At 73.1% G+C, this 26,513-nt stretch carries 23 protein-coding genes; 8 read left to right on the top strand and 15 right to left on the bottom strand.

The annotated features are described in order from the left end of the window. From ACZ4SV_RS16580 to ACZ4SV_RS16570, 3 genes are all read right to left on the bottom strand, one after another. A complete protein-coding gene (locus ACZ4SV_RS16580) occupies positions 1–1,821 on the bottom strand; it encodes a thioredoxin-like domain-containing protein (protein WP_468004996.1) in 1,821 nt (606 codons plus the stop codon). Between the two features lie 75 nt (positions 1,822–1,896). After that, complete coding sequence (locus ACZ4SV_RS16575; protein WP_468004994.1) at positions 1,897–2,757, bottom strand: calcium-binding protein; 861 nt, start codon at positions 2,755–2,757, stop codon at positions 1,897–1,899. Positions 2,758–2,902: 145 nt separating this feature from the next. Beyond that, positions 2,903–3,307 carry a cupin domain-containing protein gene (locus tag ACZ4SV_RS16570; RefSeq protein ID WP_397936422.1) on the bottom strand — a complete coding sequence of 135 codons (405 nt, stop codon included), beginning with the start codon at positions 3,305–3,307 and terminating at the stop codon, positions 2,903–2,905. A 52-nt stretch (positions 3,308–3,359) separates the two neighbouring features. Here ACZ4SV_RS16570 and ACZ4SV_RS16565 point away from each other — a divergent pair, with 52 nt between their 5' ends. Both ACZ4SV_RS16565 and ACZ4SV_RS16560 read left to right on the top strand, forming a co-directional pair. Beyond that, positions 3,360–4,343, top strand: a complete 984-nt coding sequence (locus ACZ4SV_RS16565; protein ID WP_365880935.1) for a GlxA family transcriptional regulator — start codon at positions 3,360–3,362, stop codon at positions 4,341–4,343. 76 nt (positions 4,344–4,419) lie between these two features. Then, positions 4,420–4,914 carry an LURP-one-related/scramblase family protein gene (locus tag ACZ4SV_RS16560; RefSeq protein ID WP_365941515.1) on the top strand — a complete coding sequence of 165 codons (495 nt, stop codon included), beginning with the start codon at positions 4,420–4,422 and terminating at the stop codon, positions 4,912–4,914. A gap of 109 nt (positions 4,915–5,023) precedes the next feature. Here ACZ4SV_RS16560 and ACZ4SV_RS16555 read toward each other — a convergent pair whose 3' ends face one another. Next, positions 5,024–5,824 (bottom strand): carbon-nitrogen family hydrolase, encoded by an 801-nt coding sequence (locus tag ACZ4SV_RS16555; protein WP_468004991.1) that lies wholly within the window; start codon positions 5,822–5,824, stop codon positions 5,024–5,026. A gap of 189 nt (positions 5,825–6,013) precedes the next feature. Between ACZ4SV_RS16555 and ACZ4SV_RS16550 the strand changes: the two genes are divergently transcribed. Next, a complete protein-coding gene (locus tag ACZ4SV_RS16550; protein WP_398214836.1) occupies positions 6,014–6,838 on the top strand; it encodes a maleylpyruvate isomerase family mycothiol-dependent enzyme in 825 nt (274 codons plus the stop codon). Between the two features lie 48 nt (positions 6,839–6,886). On the opposite strand, the gene ACZ4SV_RS16545 is transcribed toward ACZ4SV_RS16550, so the two are convergent. Both ACZ4SV_RS16545 and ACZ4SV_RS16540 read right to left on the bottom strand, forming a co-directional pair. Next, on the bottom strand, positions 6,887–8,194 hold the full coding sequence (locus ACZ4SV_RS16545) for an MFS transporter (protein WP_468004989.1): 1,308 nt from the start codon (positions 8,192–8,194) through the stop codon (positions 6,887–6,889). Next, positions 8,191–8,865, bottom strand: a complete 675-nt coding sequence (locus ACZ4SV_RS16540; RefSeq protein ID WP_468004987.1) for a GntR family transcriptional regulator — start codon at positions 8,863–8,865, stop codon at positions 8,191–8,193. The genes ACZ4SV_RS16545 and ACZ4SV_RS16540 overlap by 4 nt, the downstream gene beginning before the upstream one ends. 211 nt (positions 8,866–9,076) lie before the next feature. Here ACZ4SV_RS16540 and ACZ4SV_RS16535 point away from each other — a divergent pair, with 211 nt between their 5' ends. Both ACZ4SV_RS16535 and ACZ4SV_RS16530 read left to right on the top strand, forming a co-directional pair. Continuing rightward, positions 9,077–9,979 carry a D-alanyl-D-alanine carboxypeptidase family protein gene (locus tag ACZ4SV_RS16535; RefSeq protein ID WP_468004985.1) on the top strand — a complete coding sequence of 301 codons (903 nt, stop codon included), beginning with the start codon at positions 9,077–9,079 and terminating at the stop codon, positions 9,977–9,979. A gap of 227 nt (positions 9,980–10,206) precedes the next feature. Next, positions 10,207–11,142 carry a BRO-N domain-containing protein gene (locus ACZ4SV_RS16530; RefSeq protein ID WP_468004983.1) on the top strand — a complete coding sequence of 312 codons (936 nt, stop codon included), beginning with the start codon at positions 10,207–10,209 and terminating at the stop codon, positions 11,140–11,142. Between the two features lie 81 nt (positions 11,143–11,223). On the opposite strand, the gene ACZ4SV_RS16525 is transcribed toward ACZ4SV_RS16530, so the two are convergent. The 3 genes from ACZ4SV_RS16525 to pdhA are packed head-to-tail and all read right to left on the bottom strand — an operon-like array spanning position 11,224 to position 14,840. Beyond that, a complete protein-coding gene (locus ACZ4SV_RS16525) occupies positions 11,224–12,633 on the bottom strand; it encodes a dihydrolipoamide acetyltransferase family protein (RefSeq protein WP_468004981.1) in 1,410 nt (469 codons plus the stop codon). A 10-nt stretch (positions 12,634–12,643) separates the two neighbouring features. Beyond that, positions 12,644–13,621, bottom strand: a complete 978-nt coding sequence (locus ACZ4SV_RS16520) for an alpha-ketoacid dehydrogenase subunit beta (protein WP_365871298.1) — start codon at positions 13,619–13,621, stop codon at positions 12,644–12,646. A 1-nt stretch (position 13,622) separates the two neighbouring features. Beyond that, on the bottom strand, positions 13,623–14,840 hold the full coding sequence (pdhA, locus tag ACZ4SV_RS16515) for a pyruvate dehydrogenase (acetyl-transferring) E1 component subunit alpha (protein WP_365871296.1): 1,218 nt from the start codon (positions 14,838–14,840) through the stop codon (positions 13,623–13,625). 517 nt (positions 14,841–15,357) lie between these two features. On the opposite strand from pdhA, the gene ACZ4SV_RS16510 reads away from it, so the two are divergent. Continuing rightward, a complete protein-coding gene (locus tag ACZ4SV_RS16510; protein WP_468004978.1) occupies positions 15,358–16,374 on the top strand; it encodes a phosphotransferase in 1,017 nt (338 codons plus the stop codon). 96 nt (positions 16,375–16,470) lie between these two features. On the opposite strand, the gene ACZ4SV_RS16505 is transcribed toward ACZ4SV_RS16510, so the two are convergent. Further along, positions 16,471–18,120, bottom strand: a complete 1,650-nt coding sequence (locus ACZ4SV_RS16505; protein WP_468004976.1) for a protein kinase domain-containing protein — start codon at positions 18,118–18,120, stop codon at positions 16,471–16,473. Between the two features lie 343 nt (positions 18,121–18,463). On the opposite strand from ACZ4SV_RS16505, the gene ACZ4SV_RS16500 reads away from it, so the two are divergent. Further along, on the top strand, positions 18,464–20,095 hold the full coding sequence (locus ACZ4SV_RS16500; protein ID WP_468004974.1) for a Stk1 family PASTA domain-containing Ser/Thr kinase: 1,632 nt from the start codon (positions 18,464–18,466) through the stop codon (positions 20,093–20,095). A gap of 304 nt (positions 20,096–20,399) precedes the next feature. Here ACZ4SV_RS16500 and ACZ4SV_RS16495 read toward each other — a convergent pair whose 3' ends face one another. Continuing rightward, positions 20,400–20,942, bottom strand: coding sequence for a bacterial proteasome activator family protein (locus ACZ4SV_RS16495; protein WP_365871288.1), 543 nt, complete (start codon positions 20,940–20,942; stop codon positions 20,400–20,402). A 174-nt stretch (positions 20,943–21,116) separates the two neighbouring features. Between ACZ4SV_RS16495 and ACZ4SV_RS16490 the strand changes: the two genes are divergently transcribed. Next, a complete protein-coding gene (locus ACZ4SV_RS16490) occupies positions 21,117–21,956 on the top strand; it encodes a hypothetical protein (RefSeq protein WP_468004972.1) in 840 nt (279 codons plus the stop codon). Positions 21,957–22,054: 98 nt separating this feature from the next. Here ACZ4SV_RS16490 and ACZ4SV_RS16485 read toward each other — a convergent pair whose 3' ends face one another. The 4 genes from ACZ4SV_RS16485 to ACZ4SV_RS16470 are packed head-to-tail and all read right to left on the bottom strand — an operon-like array spanning position 22,055 to position 26,476. After that, positions 22,055–23,035, bottom strand: a complete 981-nt coding sequence (locus tag ACZ4SV_RS16485; protein WP_468004970.1) for an NAD(P)H-quinone oxidoreductase — start codon at positions 23,033–23,035, stop codon at positions 22,055–22,057. A 29-nt stretch (positions 23,036–23,064) separates the two neighbouring features. Next, the gene (locus ACZ4SV_RS16480; RefSeq protein ID WP_397936444.1) at positions 23,065–24,162 is read right to left on the bottom strand and encodes a potassium channel family protein; all 1,098 of its coding nucleotides are present in this window, start codon (positions 24,160–24,162) and stop codon (positions 23,065–23,067) included. Next, positions 24,159–25,565 carry a molybdopterin molybdotransferase MoeA gene (locus tag ACZ4SV_RS16475; RefSeq protein WP_468004967.1) on the bottom strand — a complete coding sequence of 469 codons (1,407 nt, stop codon included), beginning with the start codon at positions 25,563–25,565 and terminating at the stop codon, positions 24,159–24,161. The genes ACZ4SV_RS16480 and ACZ4SV_RS16475 overlap by 4 nt, the downstream gene beginning before the upstream one ends. Then, on the bottom strand, positions 25,562–26,476 hold the full coding sequence (locus tag ACZ4SV_RS16470) for an NTP transferase domain-containing protein (protein WP_468004965.1): 915 nt from the start codon (positions 26,474–26,476) through the stop codon (positions 25,562–25,564). The genes ACZ4SV_RS16475 and ACZ4SV_RS16470 overlap by 4 nt, the downstream gene beginning before the upstream one ends. Positions 26,477–26,513: the final 37 nt, after the last annotated feature.

Here is a 26,513-nt window from a genome sequence, read left to right as displayed (position 1 = left end):
CTACTGCTCGTCCATGCCCGCCAGGACGAGGGGCAGGCGGTCCGTCCCGCCCTCGGTGAGGCGGACCGGGACGCCCCAGTCCTGCTGGTGGACGTGGCAGGCCGGGTACGCGTTGGCGGGGTCGTCGTCACAGGAGGCGGCCATCGCCGAGACGTGCAGGACACCCTCGGTCACGGCCGGGTCCAGCTCCAGTTCACGGGACAGGTCCGTGTCCGCTCCCTCGCCCTTGAGCAGCAGCTCGGGCGGGGTGGAGGAGACCAGCAGCCGGGTCGACGGGCCGTACCTGGTGTCCAGCTTCTGGCCCGCGGGCGCCTGGAAGATCACGTCCAGGCGGAGCCGGCCCGGAGCGACCTCGGTGGCCGCCCGCCGGGTGCGGTGGGCCACCGACTCCACCCGCACCGCCTCCTCGGGCAGCCGCAGCCGGGTCAGCCGGTGCCGGGCCGACTCCACCACCACGATGTCGGCGCCGGCCAGCACGGCGTCGCTGGGCTCGCGCAGATCCGTGGCGAGCGTGGTGACCTCGCCGGTGGCGGGGTCGTAGCGGCGCAGGGCGTGGTTGTAGGTGTCCGCCACGGCGACCGAGCCGTCCGGCAGGGCGGTGACGCCCAGCGGGTGCTGGAAGAGCGCCTGGTCCGCGGCGCCGTCCCGGTGGCCGAAGTCGAACAGGCCGGTGCCGACGGCGGTGTGCACCCGACCGTCGGTGTCCACCCAGCGCAGGGCGCTCGTCTCGGAGTCGGCGAGCCACAGCCGGTCGGCGGTGGCCGCGAGACCGGAAGGCTGGGCGAACCAGGCCTCCGCTCCGGGCCCGTCCACCAGGCCCTCGTTGGTGGTGCCGGCCGCCACCGCGACCGTGCGGGCGGCCGGTTCGTACGTCCACAGTTGATGGACGCCCGCCATCGCGATCCACACCTTGCCGCCGAAGACCGCCACGTCCCACGGGGAGGAGAGGTCCACCTCGCGGGCCGGGCCGGACGTGGCCGAGCCCTGCCACCACTGCCTGCCGGTGCCGGCCAGGGTGGTCACCTCGCCGGTGGCCGGGTCCAGGCGGCGCAGGGCGTGGTTGACGGTGTCGGCGACCACCACCGAGCCGTCGTCCAGCAGGGCCAGGCCCTGCGGCTCGTTGAAGGACGCCTGCTCCGGGCCGCCGTCCGCGAAGCCGCGCCGGCCGGAGCCGAGCCGCCGCACGACCGTCTCGGCGTCCTCGGCCAGCTCCACCAGCTGGTGCCGGGTGGTGTCGCTGACCAGGAAGTTCCCCGACGGCAGCAGCAGCGCCTTGCCGGGGAAGCGCAGCGTCGTCGGCTCGGGCTCCGGCGGCACGTAGGGGCCGTCGCCGCGGCGCAGGGTGCCCTTCGCCTCGTGCTCGGCCTCCAGCTCCGCCACCAGCCGCTCGATGGCGTGCGCGTGGCCCTCGCCCGCGTGCTGGGCGACGACATAGCCCTCGGGGTCGATCACCACGAGGGTGGGCCAGGCGCGCACCGCGTACTGCTTCCAGGTGGCCAGCTCCGGGTCGTCCAGGACCGGGTGCGCCACGCCGTAGCGCTCCACCGCGTCCACGACCGCCCGGTGCTCGGCCTCGTGCACGAACTTCGGCGAGTGCACCCCGATCACCACGAGCGTGTCCCGGTGCTTCTCCTCCAGCTCGCGCAGCTCGTCCAGGACGTGCAGGCAGTTGATGCAGCAGAAGGTCCAGAAGTCCAGGACGACGATGCGTCCGCGCAGGTCGGCGAGGGTGTACTGCTGGTCTCCCGTGTTCAGCCAGCCGCCCTTGCCGATCAGCTCGGGGGCGCGTACTCGGGCGCGTCGGGGTGCGGAATCGGTCATGGCTCCAGGGTGCCACCTGTCGCCGGAAGCCGGTCCGGCGCCTGTGGAAAACCCCGGGCCGCGGCGGGCCGGCCGTCAGTCCTGGTGGACCACGTTCCGGCCGGGGCCGCCGGAGAGGGTGTCGCGGCCCGCGCCGCCGTACAGCTTGTCGTTGCCGCTGTTGCCGTACAGCCTGTCGTCGCCGCTGTTGCCGTACAGCACGTCGTCGCCCTTGCCGCCGTACAGGGTGTCGGCGCCGGCGCCGCCGGTGATCGTGTCCTTGCCGTCGTCACCGGCCAGGTCCTGGGCCCCGGCACCGCCGTGCAGCGTGTCGTTGCCCTTGCCGCCCTTGGCGATGTTGCCGCCGCCGTTCGCGGTGATCGTGTCGTTGCCGTCGCCGCCCCAGGCCAGTCCCTCCTTGCCGACCGTGATCGTGTCGTCGCCCGCGTCGCCCGAGACGTAGGCGCCGTCGAGCCGGCCCGAGTCGGTCGCCTTGTCCTGGCCGGCGCCCAGCGAGATCTGGGCGTAGGAGTAGATCTGGTCGGTGGCGTTCTTGTAGGTGATCGTGTCGTCGCGGTCGCCCAGGTCCACGACCAGGGCGGCGTACGGGTCCTGGCTGTCCACGAAGGTGACCGTGCAGGACACCTTGGTGGGGTCCGCGGCGACGGGATGGACGCAGCCGTGGCCCGCCTGGACCGGCACGACGTCGTCGATCACATAGGTGATGCCCGTGCGGTCGGCGGTGGGCGTCGCGGTGACGGCGGCCTTGTTGGCCTGGCCGGCCGCGGCCTGGTAGGTGAGCTGCCAGTCGTACTCGTTGACCTCGGCGGTGGTCGGCGCCGGGGCGGCGCCGGCGCTGCCGGCCAGGGCGAGCGGCACGGCCAGGGCCGTGCCGAGGACCAGGGTCGCCGCCGAGACGGCGTGGAGCACCCGGCGGCGGGCGGGACGAACGGGCATGGGAACCTCCGGAAGGACGTGCGCGGTCGTGCGCCTTACCCCACGTCCGACTCGGCGGACCACCGGTCCGGTTGCGCGACTTCCCTGCCGGGAACGGAAGTTCACCTGCGGGACACCCGCCGTCCGGGCGGATTCCGCGGCCCGGTCAGCCGAGCGCGTGGCCCGTCGTCACGTCCACGTGCGCGGGCACCTCGTCATGCCGGTCGCCCACCGTGCTGGTGCCGGAGGGCTCGAAGAGCAGGATCTCGGTGGGCACGGGCGCGTACGGCTTGTGCTCGATGCCGCGCGGCACGGTGAACACCGACCCCTGGGACAGCACCACCGTGCGCTCGCCGGCCGGCTCCCGCAGACCGATGCGCAGCTCACCGGAGAGGACCAGGAAGAACTCGTCGGTGTGCGCGTGCGTGTGCCACAGGTGCTCGCCCTCGACCTTGGTCACCCGTACGTCGTAGTCGTTGACCGTGGTGACGATGCGGGGGCTCCACTGCTCGGTGAAGGAGGCGAGAGCCTGCCCGAGAGAGACGGGCATGGTGCGTTCCGTGTGTTCCATGCGCTCATCGTGCGGGTGGCCGGGCGGCGCGCACGAGTGCTAGAAATCGCGCATGCCGCAACGATCCTCTCAGGCTCCGCACCGGGTGGCGGTGATCGTCGACGCGGGCACCAACCCGTTCGAAGTCGGGGTCGCCACCGAACTGTTCGGGCTGCCCCGGCCGGAGCTGGGTCGGACCGGACCGCTCTACGACGTCACGCTGTGCGGGCCCGCTCCGGAGATCCGGATGAACCACGGCTTCTTCACCATGAGCGGCCTGTCCGGCCTGGCGGCGGCGGACGCGGCGGACACGCTGATCGTGCCCGGCCGGCCGGACAACGTCGTCCCGCGCGGGCCCGACGTCCTGGCCGCGATCCGCCGCGCGCACGCGCGGGGCGCCCGGATCGTCGGCTTCTGCACCGGCAGCTTCGCGCTCGCCGAGGCCGGGCTGCTGGACGGCCGCCGGGCCACCACCCACTGGATGTGGGCGGACGCCTTCCGGGAACTGCATCCCGGGGTCCTGCTGGAGCCGGACGTGCTGTTCGTCGACGAGGGGGACATCCTCACCGCCGCGGGCAGCGCCGCCGCGCTCGATCTCGGGCTGCACCTCTGGCGCCGCGACCACGGCGCCGAACTCGCGGGCGCCGTCTCCCGCCGGCTCGTCTTCGCCGCGCACCGGGACGGCGGCCAGCGGCAGTTCGTGGAGCGCCCGGTGCCCGCGGTGCCCGACGCCTCGCTCGGCCCGCTGCTGGCCTGGGCGCAGGAGCGGCTCGGCGAACCGCTGTCGGTCGCCGCGCTCGCCGCCCGCGCGGCCGTCTCCCCCGCCACCCTGCACCGCCGCTTCCGCGACCAGCTCGGCACCACCCCGCTGGCCTGGCTCACCGCGGAGCGCGTGGCCCTGGCGTGCCGGCTGATCGAGCGGGGCGAGGAGCGGCTGGACGTCGTGGCGGCGCGCAGCGGTCTGGGGACGGCGGCCAACCTGCGGGTCCGGCTGCGGCGCGAGACGGGCCTGAGCCCGTCCGCCTACCGCAGACGGTTCGCGGGGACGCCGGGGTGACCGGCCGGGTTCCTCCTGCCGCTTCCCGTAGGACGGCTCCGTGACGATCGCCCGGTCACGGGGAAGCATGACCCGTATGAGATTCCTCGTACGCGACCGCATCCTCGGCATCGGCGACGACTGGTGGATCGAGGACGAGCACGGCCGGAAGGTCTACCTCGTCGACGGCAAGGCCATGCGCCTGCGGGACACCTTCGAGCTGAAGGACGCCCAGGGGCGGGTGCTGGCCGACATCCACCAGAAGATGTTCGCCCTGCGCGACACCATGGTGATCGAACGGGACGGCGAGCCGCTGGCCAGGATCCGCCGCAAGCGGCTGTCCCTGCTGCGCCACCACTACCGGGTCGCCCTGGCGGACGGCACCGAACTGGACGTCAGCGGCAAGATCCTGGACCGGGAGTTCGCCGTCGAGTACGACGGCGAACTCCTCGCGGTGATCTCCCGCCGCTGGCTGACCCTCCGCGACACCTACGGCGTGGACGTCGTCCGGGAGGACGCCGATCCGGCGCTGCTGATCGCGGTGGCCGTGTGCGTGATCCACCTCGCCGAGAAGGAGGGCGAGGAGGACTGAGCCCGGCCGGGGCGTCCGGGGGCATCCGGGGACAGCCGGGGAGAGGACGGCCGGGGGCGGCCGGGGCGCACCCAGGGCGGCGATCCGGCGCCGCCTCCGTGCGCCGGTCTCAGACCCGCTGCCGGGGCCGCTCCAGGCCCAGCACGCGGTCCTTCAGCGCCGGGAACTGCTCGCGGGTGGCGGCCACCTTCGCCGGGTCGATGTCGACGGTGAGGACCTCCTCGCCGGGACCGGCCTCCGCCAGCACCTCGCCCCACGGGTCGACCACGATCGAGTGGCCGGCCTGCGGGACCCCGGCGTGCGTCCCGGCCGTTCCGCAGGCGAGCACGAACGCCTGGTTCTCCACCGCCCGCGCCTGGGCCAGCAGCGTCCAGTGCGCGCGCCGCCGCTCGGGCCAGCCCGCCGGGATCACCAGCGTCTCGGCGCCGGCGTCGACCAGTGCGCGGAAGAGTTCGGGGAACCGGAGGTCGTAGCAGGTGGCCACGCCGAGCGTGGTCCCGGGCAGCCGGACCGTCACCGGCTCCCGGCCCGCGCCCATCAGCACCGCCTCGCCCTTGTCGAAGCCGAAGCGGTGGATCTTGCGGTAGGCCGCGGCCAGTTCACCGGAGGGGGAGAAGACCAGCGAGGTGTTGTAGAGGGGGCCTTCGGGATCGCGTTCGGGGATGGACCCGGCGTGCAGCCACACGCCCGCGTCGCTCGCCGCCTTGGCCATCGTCTCGTACGTCGGCCCTTCGAGCGGCTCGGCCTCCCGGCCGAACTCCTCGTAGGCGAAGGCACCGGTCGTCCACAGTTCGGGCAGTACGACGAGGTCGGCACCGCTCTGCTCCCGCACCAGCGCGGCCACGCGCTGCCGCCGGGAGTCGACCGGTTCCTCCTCGTGCACCGAGATCTGGATCAGCGAGGCGCGCACACTACCACCGTCCTGGCATTCGAGTTGTCCACACGGGCCTACGATCGTCACACGAAAGCACTGCCGGGGTGCCGGTAAGCAGCGTAACTTAGCGTCTCAAGACACCCGCCGACGTGCTTCGCGCCGTCCGCCGAACGGCAACGCCGCCGCAACCTGCCCGTGTACCGACCGCCGAGGGGTCCCGTTTCCGTGAGTCTGCATCCCACTCTCCAGCCCTACGCCGACGCCTGGACGCACTCCATCGAAGCGATATCCGAGATGGCGCAGTCGCTCGTCGAGGGCGAGTGGAACCGGCGGACCCCGTGCCCCGGCTGGTCGGTGCGGGACATCGTGTCCCATGTGATCGGCATGGACTGCGAGATGCTCGGCGACCCACGCCCCATCCACGCCCTGCCGCGCGACCTCTTCCACGTCACCACCGAGCACCAGCGCTACATGGAGATGCAGGTCGACGTCCGCCGCCACCACACGGCGCCGGAGATGACGGCCGAGCTGGAGTACACGGTGATCCGCCGCAACCGCCAGCTGCGCAACGAGTCCCGGGACCCCGGCACCCTCGTGCGCGGCCCGCTCGGCAAGGAGATCACCGTGGAACAGGCCTACCGCGCCCGGGCCTTCGACGTGTGGGTGCACGAGCAGGACCTGCGCACGGCGCTCGGCCGCCCCGGGAACCTCGATTCGCCGGGCGCGTACGTCGTGCGGGACGTCCTGCTGGAGGAGCTGCCCAAGGTCGTCGCCCACGACGCCGACGCCCCGCGCAGCTCGGCGATCGTGTTCGACGTGCACGGCCCGGTGGAGTTCCTGCGCACCGTCCGCGTCGACATCCAGGGCCGCGGCACGGTGGAGACCGTCCCCGCCCTCGGCCCCGCCGCCACGCTCACGCTGGACTGGGAGACCTACGTCCGCCTGGCCTGCGGCCGGGTCGGCCCCGAGGCCGTGGCGGACCGGGTGAAGACCGACGGCGACCAGGACCTGGCGGCGGCGATCCTGCGCCACTTCGCCGTGACCCAGTGACCCAGTGACCCGGCAGGCCCGCCTCCGCCCCGCCGCGCCCCGGGGTGCCTACGCGGGCACGTGAACCGTCTCCACCCGGCTCGCGATCAACCGCTCCCGCTCCCGCCGCGCCGCCCGCCCGCGCAGCCGCAGGATCTGGCTGACGCCGAGCGCCTGGAGGACGAACACCGCCGAGAAGGCCACGGTGTAGTCGTCCCCGGTCGCGTCCAGCAGCACGCCGATGGCGAACAGGGTCGTCATGGAGGCGACGAAGCCGCCCATGTTGGTGATGCCGGACGCCGTGCCCTGCCGCTCGGGCGGGTTGGCCGGCCGGGCGAAGTCGAAGCCGATCATCGACGCGGGCCCGCACGCGCCGAGCACCGCGCACAGCACCAGCAGCAGCCACATCGGCGCGTGCCGTCCGGGATAGGCCAGGGTCGCCGCCCACAGCAGCGTGGTGGCGCCCACCGTGCCCAGCGCCAGCGGCAGCCGCGCCGCGTGGTGCCGGGCGATGATCTGGCCGTAGACCAGGCCGATCACCATGTTGGACAGCACGACCAGAGTGAGCAGCTCGCCGGCCGTGGCGCGGCTGAGACCCTGCGCCTCGACGAGGAACGGCAGGCCCCACAGCAGCAGGAACACCATCGCCGGGAACTGGGTGGTGAAGTGCACCCACAGGCCCAGCCGGGTGCCCGGCTCCCGCCAGGACGCGGCGATCTGCCGGCGGACGTAGACCCCGCCCCGGTGCGCGGACGGCTCCGGCTCCTGTCCCTCCGGGTGGTCCTTGAGGAACAGCAGGGTCAGCACCAGCACGACCGCGCCCGCCAGCGCGCTGCCCGCGAACGCCGGGGTCCAGCCGACGCCGTGCAGCAGCCGGGCCAGGACCAGGGTCGAGACCAGGTTGCCCGCCATGCCGACCAGTCCCGCGAGCTGGGCGACCAGCGGGCCGCGCCGGGCCGGGAACCAGCGGGTGCCCAGCCGCAGCACGCTGATGAAGGTCATCGCGTCGCCGCAGCCCAGCAGCGCCCGGGAGGCGAGCGCGGTGCCGTAGGAGGGGGAGAAGGCGAAGCCCAGCTGTCCCGCGGTGAACAGCAGCGCGCCGATGCTCAGCACCTTCTTGGTGCCGAGCCGGTCGACCAGCAGGCCGACGGGTATCTGCATGCCGGCGTAGACCAGCAGCTGGAGGATGGAGAACGCCGACAGGGCGGAGGCGTTGACGTGGAAGCGGTCGGCCGCGTCGAGACCGGCCACGCCCAGCGACGTACGGAAGATGACGGCCACGAAATAGACCGCCACGCCTATGGACCACACGGCGACGGCCCGGCGTCCGCCCGGCGGGTCGCCCGGCAGGGCGGCGGTGCGCTCAGAAGCGCTCATCGGACCTCACCCCGCGCGAGGTGCGAGAACCAGCTGACGTGCCGGTACACGACGGCGACGGCGGCCTGCGCGTCCCCGGCGCGCAGCGCGTCCAGGATCTCCTCGTGCTCGGCGAGCGTCTTGGCGATCCGGTCGGGGTGGGAGTGCATGACGGCGACGCCCATCCGCAGCTGCCGGTCGCGTAGCTGGTCGTAGAGCCGGGACAGGATCTCGTTGCCGCCGCTGCGCACGATCTCGGCGTGGAAGCAGCGGTCGGTGACCGCGGCGGCGGCCAGGTCGCCGGCGGCGGCCTGCGCCTTCTGCCGCTCCAGCAGCCCGGTCAGCCGCTCCAGCAGGTCCGGCGGCGCGGGTACGGCCTTGCGGGCCGCGTGCTCCTCGACCAGCAGCCGGGTCTCCACCACGTCGGCGATCTCCTGCGCGGAGACGGGCAGGACCAGGGCGCCCTTCTTCGGGTAGAGCCGGATCAGGCCCTCGGCCTCCAGCCGCAGCAGCGCCTCCCGGACGGGAGTGCGCGAGACGCCGACGGCCTCGGCCAGCTCGCCCTCGGTGAGCAGCGTGCCGCCCTCGTAGCGGCGGTCGAGCACACCCTGCTTGACGTGGGTGTACACACGGTCGGCGGCGGGTGGCGGCTTAAGGGACTGCGGGGCGGGCTGCACGGCGGCCGTTTTCATGCCCACAGGATAGATACAACACGTACGCAAGCAGGAGCCCCGTCCATGATGCGGACGAGACCGCGCCCCGCGCGGGCGCGAAAACGCCCCTCTCCCGGCATCCGCACAACCTTCTGTGCTACTTACGTGTCACACACATGCGGCCCTCCTACCGCTCCCACCTCAACTCGGCCGCACAACAGGGGCATTCAACACATTCGAGGTACATCACTTGATTACCGGCATTATGGGCACCCGCCTTCGCAAGGCCGCGGCCGTCGCCGTCACCTCCGGCGCACTGGTCGCCACCGGTGCCCTCACCGCAGCGCCCGCACAGGCCGTCACCGCGCCCTCGATCGTGGCCAAGGGCGGGTACCTCATGAACAACGCGAACAGCTCGTCGCTGTTCCTGAAGCAGGCGGACACCCGGCTCGCCACCGGGTCCACCACCAAGATCATGACCGCCAAGGTCGTGCTCGCGCAGTCGAACCTCAACCTCGACGCCAAGGTGACCATCCAGAAGGCGTACAGCGACTACGTCGTCAAGAACAACGCCTCGCAGGCCCACCTGATCGTCGGCGACCGGGTGACCGTCCGTCAGCTGCTGTACGGCCTGATGCTGCCGTCCGGCTGTGACGCCGCCTACGCGCTCGCCGACAAGTTCGGCTCCGGCAGCACCCGCGCCGCGCGCGTGAGCAACTTCATCGGCAAGATGAACACCGCCGCGAAGAACCTGAAGCTGACCAACACCCACTTCGACTCCTTCGACGGCATCGGCAACGGCTCCAACTACTCGACGCCGCGCGACCTGACGAAGATCGCCAGCAGCGCGATGAAGTACGCCACGTTCCGTACGGTCGTCAAGACCAAGTCGTACACCGCCAAGACGCAGACCAAGTCGGGCGGCACGCGCACGATGGCCCCGTGGAAGAACACCAACGGGCTGCTCAGCAGCTACAGCGGCACCATCGGCGTGAAGACCGGTTCCGGCCCGGAGGCCAAGTACTGCCTGGTCTTCGCCGCGACCCGGAACGGCAAGACGGTCATCGGCACCGTCCTCGCCTCCTCCTCCATCACCCAGCGCGAGACCGACGCGAAGAAGCTCCTCAACTACGGCTTCGCCCGCCTCGGCTGACATCGCCGACACCGGATCACCGCAAGGGCCCGCCGCACACCGCGGCGGGCCCTTTCCGTTTGCCCCGGGCCGGCCACCGCACCGACGGGGAAAACGCCCACTCATACCGCGCCGTCCCGTCCCGTGTCCGGCACATCCGGGTAATTCACCGACAATCATGAATATTGCTCCTGCAATTGGCATATTCGATTTCTGTCGCTCTACGTTCCGCGGCGGAGGTGGTTCACATGAACGAACCCAGGAAGCAGCCCGGCCCCGCGGACCGGCGGCAGGCACTCGACGTCAGCGACTTCGTCTACGCGGCGACCGGAGCCCGGGTCCGCCGGCTGACGATGCCGGACGGAACCCATTGGTTCCCGGCGGTGGACGTCTGCAAGGAACTCGGACACACCAACCCTCAGAAGGCTCTCTCCGACCACGTCCCGGAAGGGCACCGAAAGACCCTCGAGACCCTAACTGGAGGTTACGGTCTCAGCGTTCCCGCAGGTAGGGAGTGGCGTCGAGACCTGAACGTCATCTCTCTGCAGGGTCTCATCCTGCTCGTCAACGCCTGCACCAAGGCGGCCTGCACACCCTTCAAACTCTGGGTCGCCGAAGTCATCGAGACCGTACAGCGAGAGGGTTCCTACACTCTCGAAGAGGCCGAGGTGCAGCCCGCCGAACCGGGCGCGCCCGTCGCCTACGCCATGCCGGAACAGGTCGCGGAGGCCATCGTCCGGCTGGAGGCGCACAACCTCCGGCTGGACGAGGAACTGGCCAGCGGGCAGCGCGAGCTGATCGAACTGGGGAAGGCCAACCTCGCCGTGCAGCAGGCCCTGGTGCGGGCGATGGAGCGCATCGCGGACCGGCTCGACACCTTCGCCGCCGCCCGCCCCGGCTCCGACGGTCCCCTCGCGGCGCCGTCCACCACGGAGGCCGTCCTGGCCGACTGGCGGCAGCGGCTGTCCGTGACCCAGGACGTGTGGGCGGTGGCCGTGGTGATCGCGCCGGTCCTGGTCGAGAAGGGCGAGCTGCGCGAGCCGCTGGAGTCCATCGCCGCGCGCACCGGCCTCACGGTGCACCGGGTCAACGAGTGCCTGCGTCTGCTGCGCAAGCACGCCTGCATCCGGTCACAGGGCGGGACGGAGGACGGAGCGCCGGTGTACGTGCTGCACCGGGCCTGAGAAAACGAAGCGGAGGGGGCGGTCGCAAAACGAAGTTGCGGCCGTCCCCTCCACCTGCCGAGCGTACCCGGCTTGGCGCGCCTACGCCCAGGTGATCAGTCTCTTGGGCTGTTCCAGGATCGCCGCGACATCCGCCAGCACCCTGGAACCCAGCTCGCCGTCGACCAGGCGGTGGTCGAAGCTGAGCGCCAGCGTGGTGACCTGACGCGGCTTCACCTTGCCGTTGTGGACCCACGGCTGGGGCTTGATCGCGCCCACCGCGAGGATCGCGGACTCGCCCGGGTTGAGGATCGGGGTGCCCGTGTCGACGCCGAAGACGCCGACGTTGGTGATGGTCACCGTGCCGCCCTGCATCGCCGCCGGCGAGGTCTTGCCCTCGCGGGCCGTCGCCACCAGTTCGGCCAGCGCCCCGGCGAGCTGCGGGAGCGTCTTGGTGTGCGCGTCCTTGATGTTCGGGACGATCAGTCCGCGCGGGGTGGCCGCCGCGATGCCCAGGTTCACGTAGTGCTTGAGCACGATCTCCTGGGCGGCCTCGTCCCAGGAGGCGTTGATGTCCGGGTTGCGCTTGATGGCGACCAGCAGGGCCTTGGCGATCAGCAGGAGCGGGTTGATCCGCAGGCCCTGCATGTCCTTGTCCTGCTTCAGCTCCTCGACCAGCCGCATCGTGCGGGTCACGTCCACCGTCACGAACTCGGTGACGTGCGGCGCCGTGAAGGCGGAGCCGACCATCGCCTGCGCGGTGGCCTTGCGCACGCCCTTGACCGGGATCCGGGTCTCGCGCCCGGTGTCGTACGACGCCGCGGGCGCCGGGGCCACGGGCGCGGCGGCCGGCGCCGGGACGGCCGGGGCCTGGGCAGCCGGTGCGGCGGCCGGGGGTGCGGCGGCCGCGTGGACGTCCTCGCGGGTGATGACGCCGTCCGGGCCGGACGGGGTGATCACGGCCAGGTCGACGCCCAGGTCCCTGGCCAGCTTGCGGACCGGGGGCTTGGCCAGCGGGCGGGACGCGCCGGGGACCGTGGAGCCGTGCCCGTTCAGTCCGGGCTGGACCGCCTGGACCGCCTGGGCCGGCGCCGGGACGGCGACCTGCGGGCCCTTGCGCGGGCGGCGCTTGGTGGAGCTGGCCGCCACGCCGTATCCGACGAGGACCGGCTGACGGCCCGCCGGCTTCGGCTCCTCCTTCGGGGCGGGCTCCGCCGCCGGGGGTGCGGCGGGCGCGTCCGCGGGGGCCGCGCCGGCCACGGCCACCGAGATGATGGACGTGCCCACGTCCACCGTGGTGCCCTCGGGGAAGTGCAGTTCGCGGACCACGCCGTCGTACGGGATGGGCAGTTCGACGGCCGCCTTCGCCGTCTCCACCTCGCAGACCACCTGGCCGTCGGTGACCGTGTCACCCGGCTGGACGTACCACTTGAGGATCTCGGCCTCGGTGAGTCCCTCGCCCACGTCCGGCATCTTGAACTCGCGTACGGACGCTTCCGTCATCGTCGTCACGACCCTCTCCTCAGTACGCCAGCGAGCGGTCGACGGCGTCGAGCACGCGGTCCAGGTCGGGCAGGTACTCCTCCTCGAGGCGGGCCGGCGGGTACGGGGCGTGGTAGCCGCCGACACGGAGGACCGGTGCCTCCAGGTGGTAGAAGCAGCGCTCGGTGATCCGCGCGGCGATCTCCGCGCCGGAACCGAGGAACACCGGCGCCTCGTGCACCACGACCAGGCGGCGGGTCTTCTCCACCGACGCCTGGACCGCGTCGAAGTCGAGCGGACTGACCGAGCGCAGGTCCAGGACCTCCAGGGACTTGCCCTCCTCGGCCGCCGCGTCCGCGGCCTCCTGGCAGAGCTTCACCATCGGGCCGTACGCGGCCAGGGTGAGGTCCGTGCCCTCGCGGACCACGCGTGCCTTGTGCAGCGGGGCCGGGATCGCCTCGGGGTCGACCTCGCCCTTGTCCCAGTAGCGCCGCTTGGGCTCGAAGTAGATCACCGGGTCGTCGCTCTGGATGGCCTGCTGCATCATCCAGTACGCGTCCGAGGCGTTCGAGGGCGTCACCACCTTCAGGCCCGCCACATGGGCGAACAGCGCCTCCGGCGACTCCGAGTGGTGCTCGACCGCGCCGATGCCGCCGCCGTAGGGGATGCGGACGACGACCGGCATCTTGACCGTGCCCAGCGAGCGGGCGTGCATCTTGGCGAGCTGGGTGACGATCTGGTCGTAGGCCGGGAAGACGAAGCCGTCGAACTGGATCTCCACCACCGGGCGGTAGCCGCGCAGGGCCAGGCCGATCGCGGTGCCGACGATGCCGGACTCGGCGAGCGGGGTGTCGATGACCCGGCTCTCGCCGAAGTCCTTCTGCAGACCGTCCGTCACCCGGAAGACGCCGCCCAGCTTGCCGACGTCCTCGCCCATGACGAGGACCTTGGGGTCGGCGTCCAGGGCGCGGCGCAGCGACTCGTTGATGGCCTTGGCCATCGCCATCTTCTCGGCCATCTCAGTGACCCCCTTCATCGGCGAACGACGCCTGGTAGGCGGCGAACTGGGCGCGTTCCTCGTCCACGAGCGCGTGTCCGTCCGCGTACACGTTCTCGAAGAGGGCGAAGCGGTCCGGGTCGGGCATGGCGCGGACCGCTTCGCGCACCCGCTTGCCCAACGTCTCGGACTCGGCCTCGAGTTCCGCGAAGAATCCCTCGTCCGCGTGGTGTGCGGCCTCCAGGTGGCGGCGCAGGCGCAGGATCGGGTCCTTCGCCTCCCAGGCCAGCCGCTCCTCGTCGCCCCGGTAGCGGGTGGGGTCGTCGGAGGTGGTGTGGGCGCCCATGCGGTAGGTGTACGCCTCCACCAGGGTGGGGCCCTCGCCGCGGCGGGCGCGCTCCAGCGCCCACTTGGTGACCGCCAGGCAGGCCAGCACGTCGTTGCCGTCGACCCGGACGCCCGGGAAGCCGTAGCCCTGGGCGCGCTGGTACAGCGGGACGCGGGTCTGGCGCTCGGTCGGCTCGGAGATCGCCCACTGGTTGTTCTGGCAGAAGAACACCACCGGGGCGTTGTAGACCGCGGAGAAGGTGAACGATTCCGCCACGTCGCCCTGGCTGGAGGCGCCGTCGCCGAAGTAGGCGATGACCGCCGAGTCCGCACCGTCCTTGGCCACGCCCATCGCGTAGCCGGTGGCGTGCAGCGTCTGGGAGCCGATGACGATCGTGTACAGGTGGAAGTTGTTGCTGTTCGGGTCCCAGCCGCCGTGGTTCACGCCGCGGAACATGCCGAGCAGGTTGGCCGGGTCGACGCCGCGGCACCAGGCGACGCCGTGCTCCCGGTAGGTCGGGAAGACGTAGTCGTCCTCGCGGGTGGCGCGGCCGGAGCCGATCTGGGCGGCTTCCTGGCCCAGCAGGGACGCCCACAGGCCCAGCTCGCCCTGGCGCTGCAGGGCGGTGGCCTCGGCGTCGAAGCGACGGGTGAGCACCATGTCGCGGTAGAGGCCGCGCAGATCGTCGGGGGTGAGGCCGGCGACGTAGGCGTCGTACTCGGCGTTCGCGACCCGCTCGCCCTCCGGGGTCAGCAGCTGCACGAGTTCGGGGTCGGTGCTCTTCTTCGCGGTACTGCGGGTGGTACGGGTGGTGCGCTCGGTGCCGGTGGCTCCGGTCTTGCTGCCGGTGGTGCCGGCCTTGCCTGCGGCGCTGCGTCGCGGCTTGCGCGCGGCACTGCTCTCCACGGTCACGTGTGCTCCTCCGTCGTTCCGGCCCCCGGGGTTGCCGGTAGGCCAGTGCGGCTCACCTGTTCCGACCACCGGGCACGGGGTGGGTGCCACTCGGCCGGGAACAGGCGTGACAGGTGCCCCGGCGAGCGCCCTGCAACCAACACGTTACCCAGTGCCTCACATTTCTGTGAAACCCCGTTTGACCTGCGATTTTGCTTGGATTTCCAAGTAAATCGAGGGGGCGTGAAAGCGTGCTGGTCACAGCCTTGTCGCAGTCCGGAGCAAGCGCACGTTATCTCGCGCACCCAGGTCACGGGAAGAGTCCACTGTGACACCGGCCTCGCACACGAAGGCGGAAAAGTAGGGACATGCCCGATCGGCCGCCCCGGAAGCCACCGGCAACCTCCGCACGGCCCCGGAAAAGCCCGTGTCGTGACCGAAAGCGACCGTCGGCGACTGCCTGTGACAACGCCCAGCTCACGGGCTCGTCGCGTGCCCTAACATCTGGCGCGTGCCGCGCTCATGTGTACCCCCCGTCGTGCCCCACGCGCCCCCCGTGGGCACCCTGCTCCGTCTGTACGCGGCGGGCACCGTCCTCACCTGCGAGCCGGTCGACCAGGGCCTGCTCAACCGCGGCTACCGGCTGAACACCACCCGCGGCCGGTACTTCCTGAAGCACCACTTCGACCCGGACACCGCCGACCCGGCCGCCATCGAGCGCCGGAACCGCGCCACCCAGCGCCTCGCCGACCTCGGCGTCCCGGTCGCCCCGCCGCTCGCGGACCGCGAGGGCCGCACGGTCGCGGTCGTCGGCGGCCACGCCTACGCCCTGCACCCCTGGATCGACGGCGGGCACCGCCACGGCGGCCAGCTCACCCGGGGCGAGAGCGCCCGCTTAGGCGCCGTCCTCGGGGCCGTACACGCCTGTCTGGAGCGCGTGATGCCGCCCAAGGGGCGCACGCGCCCGGCGACGAGCCCGCACCCCGTGGAGAGCGCCGACCCGGCCGACACCCACGCCCTCATCGACGACCTGCTCGCGCACGTCCGCCGGCACCGGCCCGCCGACGCCTTCGACGAACTCGCCCGGCACCGGCTGCTGGAACGCCGGGCCCTGCTGGAGCAGCACGCGCACCGGCGTCCGCCGCGCGGCGGCCCGGTGGGCTGGGTGCACGGCGACTTCCACCCGTTCAACGTGCTCTACCGGGACGACGCCCCGGCCGCCATCGTGGACTGGGACCGGCTCGGCGTACAGCCGCGCGCGGAGGAGGCCGTACGCGCCGCCGCCATCTTCTTCGTACGCCCCGCCGGACGGCTGGACCTGCCGAAAGTGCGGGCCTACGCGCGCGCGTACCGGCGCGCGGCCGGCGCCGCGCCCGCGGAGCTGGCGGCGGCCGTGCACCGCGTGTGGTGGGAGCGGCTGAACGACTTCTGGATGCTGCGCTGGCACTACGAGCGCGGCGACACCCGCGCGGACTGCCAGTTCCCGGCCGCGTCCGCGCTCGCGGTGTGGTGGACGCGCGAGTACGACGCGGTGTGCGACGCGTTCGTGCGGTGAGCGCCCGGCGGGAGGAGGGTCACCGGGCGGCGTGTGCCGCGGTGGGCGGCCGGCGCCGGCTCAGGGTGACGCCGGGCCGGTCGCCGGAGGTTCGCTTCAACCGGTGGTCTCGCCGGTGCCGCCGTCGGTGGTGGTGGTCCCGCCGTCGGTGGTGTCGCCGCCGCCGTCGGTCGTGGTCCCGCCGCCGTCGGTGGTCCCGCCGTCCGTCGTACCGGCGTCCGTGGTGCCGCCGACCGTGCCGCCGTCCGTGGTGCCGCCGTCGGTGGTCGCCGTGGGCTGCGTCTGGGTCGGCTGCGGGGCGGACGGCTCGTCGGTCGGGGTCGTCGGAGTGGTCTGCGACGGGGTGTACGAGGGCGTGGACGCCGGCGGCCAGCCGGAACCGGTGCCCGTGCCCGAGCTGCCGTCCTGCGTGGCCGGGTCCGAGGGCGGGTCGGTTTCCTCGTCGGTCGGGGTCGGCTTGGGCGACTCCTTCTTCGTGCTCTTGGAGTGCGTCGTCGTCGGCTTGGTGTCGGTGCCCTTGCCGCCGTCGCCCTCGGCGCCGTTCAGCGCCAGCGCCACGCCCGCCGCGATCGCGACGACCGCGAGGACGGCGAGGATCCACATCTTGCCGCGGCCGCCGCGCCGGGCGCCGTGGCCCTCGAAGCCGCCGTCGTCGCCGCTGCCGTAGCCCGTGGGCAGGATCGGCTGCGGGATCTGCGCGGTGCCGCCCGCGTCCACCGGCATGACGGTCGTCCCGCCGAGTCCGGCCGCCGGGGTGTGCCGGCCGTCCTGCGCCTGCACCGGACCGGTGTTCCAGGTGCCGGTGTGGGCGCCCTGCTCGTACAGCATCTGCAGGCCGTACTGGACCAGGCCGCGCATCTCCTCGGCGGTCTGGAACCGGTCGTCGGGCTCCTTGGCGAGGGAGCGCATCACCAGGCCGTCCAGCTCCGGCGGGCAGGTGCCGTCGACGACCTGCGACGGCGGCACCGGCATGTCCTGGACGTGCTGGTACACCACCGACAGCGGGGTCTCGCCGGTGAACGGGGGCCGCAGCGCGAGCAGTTCGTACAGCAGGCAGCCGGTGGCGTACAGGTCGGAGCGGTGGTCGACGGCCTTGCCGAGCGCCTGCTCCGGGGAGAGGTACTGCGGGGTGCCCATGACCATGCCGGTCTGCGTCATCGTCGTGGACGCGCCGTGCAGGGCGCGGGCGATGCCGAAGTCCATCACCTTGACGGCGCCGCTGTGGGTGATGATGACGTTCGCCGGCTTGATGTCACGGTGCACGATGCCGTGCTGGTGCGAGTAGGCGAGCGCCTCCAGCACACCGGAGACGATGATCAGGGCCTGCTCCGGGCCCGGCGCCTCGGCGTTCATCAGCAGGTCGCGGATGGTGCGGCCCTCGACCAGCTCCATGACGATGTACGGCACGGACTGGCCGCCCACCACGTCCTCGCCGGAGTCGTACACGGCGACGATCGCATGGTGGTTCAGGCCCGCGACGGACTGCGCCTCGCGGGTGAAGCGCGCCTTGGAGACCGGGTCCTCGGCCAGGTCCGCGCGGAGCAGCTTGACCGCGACCGTGCGGCCCAGCCGGACGTCCTCGGCCGCGAACACCTCGGCCATGCCGCCCCGGCCCAGCCGGTGCGTCAGCCGGTACCGGCCGTCGCCGACGAGCCCGCCGTTGCCCCACAGTTCCGGCGCGTCCGACATGCCGCCGCCAGTCGCCTCGGGGTCGGACGGGCCCTGAGAGCGCTGCGTCTGTGCCATCAGTCCTCGCCGTCGTTTCTGCCCGCGGTGCGCGCGGTGTTGTCACGGTCTCCGTCGGCCACGCTACAGCCTCCGTGGGGGCCGCCGGTCCGGAACGGCACCCGGGACGGGCCCGGGACGGACCGGCCATGAAACCTCCAGCACGCGCTGTCGTGCAAATTATGTGTGCCGGCCGTACGCCCCCGGTAACGCTTCCACGACGCTTCTTGCGCGTACGGTCACGGAACGGGCACCGAGCTTGACGTGCCGGTGCCCTCGGGCAGACTTGGCCGGGAATGAGACATTCGATCAAGGCCTGTCCGCTGGAGCACGGCGCCGGACGGTCAGTGGGGGACGCGCAGAGATGAGCCAGGACGGCGCACACGGCCGGTACGCGGGGCGGGCGCTGGCCCAGGGCCGCTACCAGCTTCGCGACCTGCTGGGCGAGGGCGGCATGGCCTCGGTGCACCTGGCGTACGACACGGTGCTGGACCGCCAGGTCGCCATCAAGACCCTGCACACCGAACTCGGCCGGGAACAGGCCTTCCGCGAGCGCTTCCGCCGCGAGGCGCAGGCCGTGGCCAAGCTCACGCACACCAACATCGTCTCCGTCTTCGACACCGGCGAGGACGACGTGGACGGCATGGCGACGCCGTACATCGTCATGGAGTACGTCGAGGGCCGGCCGCTGGGCTCGGTCCTGGCCGACGACATCCGGCAGTACGGCGCGATGCCCGCCGGCAAGGCGCTGGAGATCACCGCCGACGTGCTCGCCGCTCTGGAGATCAGCCACGAGAAGGGGCTGGTCCACCGGGACATCAAGCCGGGCAACGTGATGACGACCCGGCGCGGCGTGGTCAAGGTCATGGACTTCGGCATCGCCCGCGCCATGCAGTCCGGCGTCACCTCCATGACGCAGACCGGCATGGTCGTGGGCACCCCGCAGTACCTCTCGCCCGAGCAGGCCCTCGGCCGGGGCGTGGACGCCCGCTCCGACCTGTACTCGGTCGGCATCATGCTGTTCCAGCTGGTCACCGGCCGGCTGCCGTTCGACGCGGACTCCCCGCTGGCGATCGCGTACGCGCATGTCCAGGAGGAGCCGGTGGCGCCCTCCTCGGTCAACCGCGCGCTGCCGCCCGCCGTGGACGCGCTGGTCGCCCGCGCGCTGCGGAAGAACCCCAACGAACGCTTCCCGAGCGCCGAGGCCATGCGGCAGGAGTGCCTGCGGGTCGCGGCCTCCCTCCAGGGGACCGCGCCGAACATCGTGCCCGGCGCCGGGCCCCGGCAGAGCGGCTCGGGCGTCGGATCCGCGGTGTTCCCGCCGGTCGACCAGGCGGCACCGGTCCCGCAGGGCCAGGTGCAGACGCCGTACCAGCCGGGCCCGGCCCCGCATCCGTACGGCCACCAGACGCCCGCACCGGCCTACGGCTATCCGCAGCAGGGCGGCTACCAGACGCCCGCCGCGGGCTACGGCCCGCAGCCCGCGGCGCAGACCCCGCCGCCGTACACGGTCGCGCAGCGGCCGGGGCAGCCCGCCGGCGCGGGCCGGAACCGGCGGCCGGTCCTGCTCGCCTCGGCCGCGGTGGCGGTCATCGTGGCCGTCGGGCTGACCGTCGCGCTGACGCTGCGCGACGGCGGCGACGACACCAACGGCGGTGCTGGCGGCACCAGCGCCTCGGCGTCCGCCTCCCACCCGGCGGGCTACCGCACGGCGGACATCTCCCGGCGCATCGACAAGGAGAAGTGCACCGACCCGCAGGAGTCGTGGCGGGACCCGGACAAGATCCAGCTGCCCGACTTCCGGTACAAGGACATCGGCTCCGTGAAGCAGTGCCTCCAGGCCGCGGGCTGGAAGTGGAGGATCGACGACCAGGACGAGAACACCTGGGGCGACGGCACCGTGCTGAACCAGTTCCCCGCCCAGGGCACCGACGTCGACCCGGACCACATGGACGCCATCGAGCTGAGCGTGTCGACGGGCAACCCTCCGCAGTGACGGGCGGCAGGACGCCGGGGACCTGGATCCGGCGGCACGCTCCGGCCCGTCCGTACGGCGTGTGAGCCGGGCCCGGCGGCACGCCTCGGCCGGTGCGACCCGGTCTGTGCGCCGCACCCGGCGGCGCGCTCCGGGCTGGTGCGCACGGCGTGTGAGCCGCCCGGGGCCGGTGTGACCCGGCCCGTGCGCGGCGCCCGGCGGCGCTTCACCGGTCCGCGCGGCGCATGAGTCGGGCCCGGCGGTCGTCCGCCGGGCCCTTCGTGTGTCGTGACCGGATGAGAGCCGCGTACCGGGCTCGCGGGGGTTACAGGTACGGCCCGCCCGAACGGCCGGCCACGTGCGGGTCGTCACCGCCCTCGGGACCGGACACCCCCGGCGGCAGCGCGCGGCGCATCTGCTCCAGCTGGGCCCGCGCGGCCATCTGCTGGGCGAACAGCGTCGTCTGGATCCCGTGGAAGAGACCCTCCAGCCAGCCCACCAGTTGCGCCTGCGCGATCCGCAGTTCCGCGTCGCTCGGGGTGGCCTCGTGGGTGAACGGCAGGGACAGCCGCTCCAGCTCCTCGACCAGCTCGGGGGCCAGACCGTCCTCCAGCTCCTTAACGGAGCTGGCGTGGATCTCCTTCAGCCGCACGCGGCTGGCCTCGTCGAGGGGAGCCGCCCGCACCTCCTCCAGCAGTTGCTTGATCATGCTGCCGATCCGCATGACCTTGGCGGGCTGTTCCACCTGCTCCGTCACCGGGGTCTCACGGGAGTCATCGTCTCCGCCACCGCCGAGCGCCATCCCGTCCTGACCCACGACAAGGATCTGCGGATTCTCCGGCGACCGTTCGTTCCTCGGCATCTCCATGCCGCCATTCTCTCGCACGCCCCCACCTCATCACCGTGGCGCCCCCCGGTGTGGCCGATCCGGCGTTTCGACCCGACGGACCAATCCGGAATGCCCTCGGTCGGATTGAATGTGAGGCTTGTTCCCGTCGGTCATCCACCGGTCACGACACCTGGGTTCCGGGAGGTCAGCGACGTGCCGCCACGCCTGCGACTCACGCTCCGCTGTCTGCGGCTGCCCGCCGTCCTCGCGGCGGCGGCACTGCCGCTGTACGGCGTCACCGTCGTGTACGGCGGCACGCCCGCGCGCGCCGCCGAGCCGGGCCCCGCCCACGCGTCCGCCACCGGACGCGGCGAGCAGCGGCGGGACACCCCGGGGAACGCGTCCCCGGCCCACTCGCCCCACGGCCACCCCGCCGCGGACCATCCGTCACCGGACCACCCGGCGCAGGGCCGCCCGGCCGCGGACCATCCGGTGCAGGGTCACCCCGCCGCGGACCATCCGGCGCCGGGGCACGGGCCGCGTGAGGAAGGGCATCCGGATCACGGCCGCCCCGGCCACGACCGCCCGGACCGGGGACCGTCCGCCCCCGCCGGCCTCCCGCGCCCCGACGCGCCCGCCCTCATTCCCCTGCCGTCGGACTCCGCCTCGGCGTCGGTCCGTCCGTACCACTCCCTCGCCTGGAGCGAGCCGACCCGGGCGGGCAGCCGGGCCGGTGAGGGACGGATGCGGCCGGGCCGGCCGGACCGGTCCGAGGCGGATTCGGAGGCGGAGGACGACGACGACACCGCTTCCGTCACGCCCGCCGCCCAGCCGGCGGAACCGGAGATCACGGACGTGCCCGCCGCCTCCCAGCCACCCGACGGGGCCGGACTCGGCTCCGCCACGGCCCCGCCGCGGTCCCGGCAGGCGACCGGGCGGAGCGAGGCCGCGACGGAGCCGGTCCTGCGGATCCTCCCGCTGGGCAGCGGTCTGGTCCTCATCGGCCTGGGGCTCGGCCTGGGCCTGCTGGGCCTGCGGCTCCGCAGAACCTGACCACCCGGCCTCACCGCCAGGACGGCACCGGCCCGCCGGCGGGTCAGGCTTGCCGGTGCCTGCGCGCTACGGCACCACCTGGCTGCCGATGCTGCGTGCTACGGCGCCACCAGCAGCACCTTGCCGATGTGACCGCTCGCCTCCACCAGGCCGTGCGCCTCGGCCGCCTCCGGCATCGGCACCTCGCGGTCCACGACCGGACGGACGTGCCCGTCGGCGAGGAGCGGCCACACGTGCTCGCGTACGGCGGCGACGATGGCCGCCTTCTCGTCCAGCGGACGGGACCGCAGCGAGGTCGCGCTGACCGCGCCCCGCTTGGCGAGCAGCGCGCCGATGTTCAGCTCGCCCTTCGAGCCGCCCTGCATGCCGATGATGGCGAGGCGCCCGTTGACGGCGAGGGCCTGGACGTTGCGGTCCAGGTACTTGGCGCCCATGTTGTCGAGGATGACATCGGCGCCCGCGCCGTCGGTGGCCTGCTTGATCTCGGCGACGAAGTCCTGCTCGCGGTAGTTGATGAGCACGTCCGCGCCCAGCTCGGCGCAGTAGTCCAGCTTCTCCTTCGTGCCGGCGGTCACCGCGACCCTGGCGCCGAGGGCCTTGGCGAGCTGGACGGCCATGGTGCCGATGCCGCTGGAGCCGCCGTGCACCAGCAGCGTCTCGCCCGGACGCAGGTGGGCGACCATGAACACGTTGGACCAGACCGTGCAGACCACCTCGGGCAGCGCCGCCGCCTGCTTCAGGTCCAGGCCCTCGGGCACGGGGAGCAGTTGCCCGGCCGGTACGGCGACCTTCTCGGCGTAGCCGCCGCCCGCGAGCAGCGCGCACACCTCGTCGCCGACGGCCCAGCCGGAGACGCCGGGGCCGAGCGCGGCGATCCGGCCGGAGCACTCCAGGCCGGGGTAGGCGGAGGCGCCGGGCGGCGGGTTGTAGAAGCCCTGGCGCTGAAGGATGTCGGCGCGGTTGACGGCGCTGGCCACCACCTCGACCAGCACTTCGCCCTCACCGGGCACCGGATCGGGAACCTCGTCCCACACCAGCGCCTCGGGACCACCGGGTTGGGGAATCGTGATCGCATGCATGCCCGTGACGCTACCCCCCACCACCGCCGTCAGCCGTGTGGGAGGGGGCGGGTGTCCGCGGTGACCTGGACGCCCGGACTGACCCGGACGATGGTGATGAGCCGGTCCGTGAGCTGGAGGGTGCCGACGGACGGGTCGTCGTAACCGAGCACCCGGTGCCCGCGCAGGACGCTCACCACGAGGTCGTCCGTCTCGCGCGGCTTCTTGCCGACCTCGCCGCGGACCACGGCCCGTTCCACGATGTCGAGCCCGCTGCCCTGCTGGATCAGGTCCTCCATCACCATGCCGGCGGCGGGACTCAGCACGGAGAGGCCGAGCAGCCGGCCGGCCGCGCCGGAACTGGTGATGACGGCGTCGGCGCCGGACTGCTTGAGCAGCGGGGCGTTCTCCTCCTCGCGGACGGCGGCCACGATCTTGGCGCCGCGGTTGAGCTGGCGAGCGGTGAGGGTGACCAGGACCGAGGTGTCGTCGCGCTGCGGGGCGACGATGATCTGCCGGGCCTTGTGCACCTCGGCCCGCTTGAGCACCTCGCTGCGGGTGGCGTCGCCTATGACCCCGGCGTAGCCCTCCGCGGTCGCCGCGTCGATCGCCTTGGAGCTGGGGTCGACCACGACGACCTGCTCCTTCTTCAGTCCGGTCGCGCAGACGGTCTGGATGGCCGAACGGCCCTTCGTGCCGAAGCCGATGACGACGGTGTGGTCGCGCAAGGCGGACCTCCAGCGGTTCAGGCGCCATTCCTCACGGGTGCGCTCGGTGAGGACCTCCAGCGTGGTGCCGACCAGGATGATCAGGAACAGCACACGCAGGGGCGTGATGAGGAAGATGTTGGTGAGCCGGGCGCCGTCACCGACCGGGGTGATGTCGCCGTAGCCCGTGGTGGAGAGGGTCACCGTCGCGTAGTAGAAGGCGTCCAGGAGGCTGACCGAGCCGTCGGCGTTGTCGTGGTAGCCGTCGTGGTCGGCGTAGACGATCAGCGCGGTGGCGACCAGCACCGTCAGAGCCATGACCAGGCGCTTGAGCACCTGGCGGATGGGCCGGTCCACCAGCGGTTTCGGCAGTTGCACCCGCTGGGACGCCAGATGATCACCCGCTTGGCGGCCGATGGCGTCATGACCCGGTTGTTTCACGTGAAACACACCCCGATCCCGGCGCTGGCCCAGGGCAGGTCGAGGAGTTCCGTCTCCTCGTCCTGCCGGACCCCGCCGGGCGGTACGACGGCCAGCGCGTCGGCGGCGGCGATACCGCGGAGCATCGCCGGGCCGTTGTAGTGCAGCGGCATGGCATGGTCCCCGCGCAGCACCACGGGGACGAGCCGCGTGTCGTACGGGTGGCCCTGCACCGCCTCCTTCAGGGGCAGTGTGTACGGCTCGGGCGCGGGACGCGCGGCGAGGGTCCGCAGCAGCGGTTCGGCGAGCGTGAGCAGAGCGGAGACGGCCGCGAGCGGATTGCCGGGCAGCCCGACGAGGTGCTGGTGGTCCGTGGTGCGGGCCAGCAGCATGGGATGGCCGGGGCGCACCTGCACGCCGTCGACGAGGAGTTCGGCGCCGACGCGTTCCAGGACCGGGTGGACGTGGTCGACGGGCCCGGCCGCGGTACCGCCGGTGGTGATGATCAGGTCGGCCGGAGAGGCGGTGACCGCCTTGCGGAGCGCCCGGGCGTCGTCACCGATCCGGCGGACGGCGAGGACCTCGGCACCGAGGGCGCGCAGCCAGGGCGGCAGCATGGGACCGAGCGCGTCCCTGATCAGCCCGTCGTGCGGCAGGCCCGCGGTCAGCAGCTCGTCTCCGAGGACGAGCACTTCGGCGCTGGGCCGGGGGACGGCGGTGACCGTGTCGTAGCCGGCCGCCGCGGCGAGGCCCAGGACGGCGGGGGTGACCAGGGTGCCGACGGGCAGCAACCGGTCGCCGGTGCGGCACTCCTGGCCGCGCGGGCGGATGTCCTGGCCGTGGAGCATCTCCCGGGTGGCGTGCAGCCGGCCCTGGGCGTCCATCCGGCCGTGCTCGCTGCGCAGGACGGCGGTGGTGTCGGCGGGGACGCGGGCGCCGGTGGCGATCCGGACCGCCTCGCCGTCCGTGAGCGGCCCGGGCGGGGCGTGCCCGGCGAGCACCCCTTCCTCCCGCACCTGCCAGGGGCCGGGTCCGGCGACCGCCCAGCCGTCCATCGCGGAGGTGTCGAAGGAGGGCAGGTCGGTGAGCGCGTCCAGCGGGGCGGCCAGGACCAGTCCGAGGGCGTCGCCGAGGGAGACGGAGACGGGCGCGCGCCGGGGGCCGGCGGGGGTGCCCTCCGCCTTCTTCGGGGCCTGGCCGCGCGCGGCGCGGGCGGCGATCGCGCGGGCGTGGGGCCAGGGGATGGCCCGGTGCCGCTCGGCGGGCCGCTCGCCGGACGGCCCGGCGGCCGGGCCGGGCGGCAGCCCGGTGCCGTCGTCCCCGGGTTCCCTGGGGGCTTCCCTCACCAGTGCCAGGGCCTCCTCGACATCGAGGTCGTCGGTGTCGGCGGCGGGCGCGTCGGCCGGGGTGCCGGGGGCGGTCATCCGGCGTCCGGGGCGCTCGGGCCCCCGCCGCTCCGGTCCTGCGCGCCGCCGTCGTTCTCCTCTTGCCACCGCAGGGCCAGCGCGGCGGCCCTGCGGGCGGCCTCGGCGACGGCCTCGGGCCCTCCCCCGGCCCGCGCCGCGGCGTAGCCGACGAGGAAGGTGGTCAGCGGTGCGGCGGGACGGGCCACGCCGTGCGCGGCGTCCCGGGCCAGGTCGAGCAGGGCGCCGGTGTCGACGTCCAGGTCGAGGCCCAGCTCGTCCTTGACTGCGGTGATCCATTCATCCAACACAGAGCCATGCTCCCTGATCCGTGCCCTGGCGTCGGCGATGTCGTCCCAGGTGTCGCAGTCGAAGGACGCGAGCGGGTCCGGGACGCGGGTGAGGCGGAGGGCACCGGTCAGCCGACGCAGCGGCAGTCCGGTGAGGCCGTCGTGCGCGGCGGCGAGGGCGGCCAGCTCGCGGCGCAGGGCGGCGGTGCGGTAGGCGGCCACGAGCGGCTGGTCGCGGCCGTCGGCGTCGGTGAGCAGGGCGCCGTCGGCGCCGGTGTCCCGCAGGGCGGTCAGCAGCCGGTGCAGCGCGCCGCGTCCGAGGAAGGGCAGGTCGGCGGAGAGGACGACGGCGTGCCCGGCGGTGGTCTGCCGCAGCCCGGCCGCGAGCGCGGCGACCGGCCCGCCGCCGGGCGGCTCCTCACGGGCCCAGCGCACCGGCCGGGCGGTGGGCCGGGGCGTGGCCACGACGACGGTCGTCCGGGCGTCCGCGCAGGCCGCGAGCACCCGGTCGAGCAGCGCGCGGCCGCCGACGCGGACCCCGGGCTTGTCGGCCCCGCCGAGCCGCCGGGCGGCCCCGCCGGCCAGCACGACGGCATCGTACGGCGCGGGCGGGCCGGGAGCGGCGGGTGCGGCGTCGGTCACCCCACGAGTATGTCCCGTCCGCTCCCGCTTGCGGACC

The sequence above is a fragment of the Streptomyces sp. NPDC027672 genome, from assembly GCF_055566335.1.
This window is presented reverse-complemented; position numbering and strand designations above follow the sequence as displayed.

What these genes read in the sequence shown, in the direction of transcription:
- ACZ4SV_RS16530 (WP_468004983.1), top strand. Translation starts at nt 10,207, where the DNA reads ATGAACGAACCCAGGAAGCAGCCCGGCCCCGCGGACCGGCGGCAGGCA.
- ACZ4SV_RS16485 (WP_468004970.1), bottom strand. Translation starts at nt 23,035, where the DNA reads ATGCATGCGATCACGATTCCCCAACCCGGTGGTCCCGAGGCGCTGGTG.
- ACZ4SV_RS16500 (WP_468004974.1), top strand. Translation starts at nt 18,464, where the DNA reads ATGAGCCAGGACGGCGCACACGGCCGGTACGCGGGGCGGGCGCTGGCC.
- ACZ4SV_RS16575 (WP_468004994.1), bottom strand. Translation starts at nt 2,757, where the DNA reads ATGCCCGTTCGTCCCGCCCGCCGCCGGGTGCTCCACGCCGTCTCGGCG.
- ACZ4SV_RS16495 (WP_365871288.1), bottom strand. Translation starts at nt 20,942, where the DNA reads ATGGAGATGCCGAGGAACGAACGGTCGCCGGAGAATCCGCAGATCCTT.
- ACZ4SV_RS16505 (WP_468004976.1), bottom strand. Translation starts at nt 18,120, where the DNA reads ATGGCACAGACGCAGCGCTCTCAGGGCCCGTCCGACCCCGAGGCGACT.
- ACZ4SV_RS16570 (WP_397936422.1), bottom strand. Translation starts at nt 3,307, where the DNA reads ATGGAACACACGGAACGCACCATGCCCGTCTCTCTCGGGCAGGCTCTC.
- ACZ4SV_RS16540 (WP_468004987.1), bottom strand. Translation starts at nt 8,865, where the DNA reads ATGAAAACGGCCGCCGTGCAGCCCGCCCCGCAGTCCCTTAAGCCGCCA.
- ACZ4SV_RS16520 (WP_365871298.1), bottom strand. Translation starts at nt 13,621, where the DNA reads ATGGCCGAGAAGATGGCGATGGCCAAGGCCATCAACGAGTCGCTGCGC.
- ACZ4SV_RS16565 (WP_365880935.1), top strand. Translation starts at nt 3,360, where the DNA reads ATGCCGCAACGATCCTCTCAGGCTCCGCACCGGGTGGCGGTGATCGTC.
- ACZ4SV_RS16475 (WP_468004967.1), bottom strand. Translation starts at nt 25,565, where the DNA reads ATGACCGCCCCCGGCACCCCGGCCGACGCGCCCGCCGCCGACACCGAC.
- ACZ4SV_RS16580 (WP_468004996.1), bottom strand. Translation starts at nt 1,821, where the DNA reads ATGACCGATTCCGCACCCCGACGCGCCCGAGTACGCGCCCCCGAGCTG.
- ACZ4SV_RS16560 (WP_365941515.1), top strand. Translation starts at nt 4,420, where the DNA reads ATGAGATTCCTCGTACGCGACCGCATCCTCGGCATCGGCGACGACTGG.
- ACZ4SV_RS16545 (WP_468004989.1), bottom strand. Translation starts at nt 8,194, where the DNA reads ATGAGCGCTTCTGAGCGCACCGCCGCCCTGCCGGGCGACCCGCCGGGC.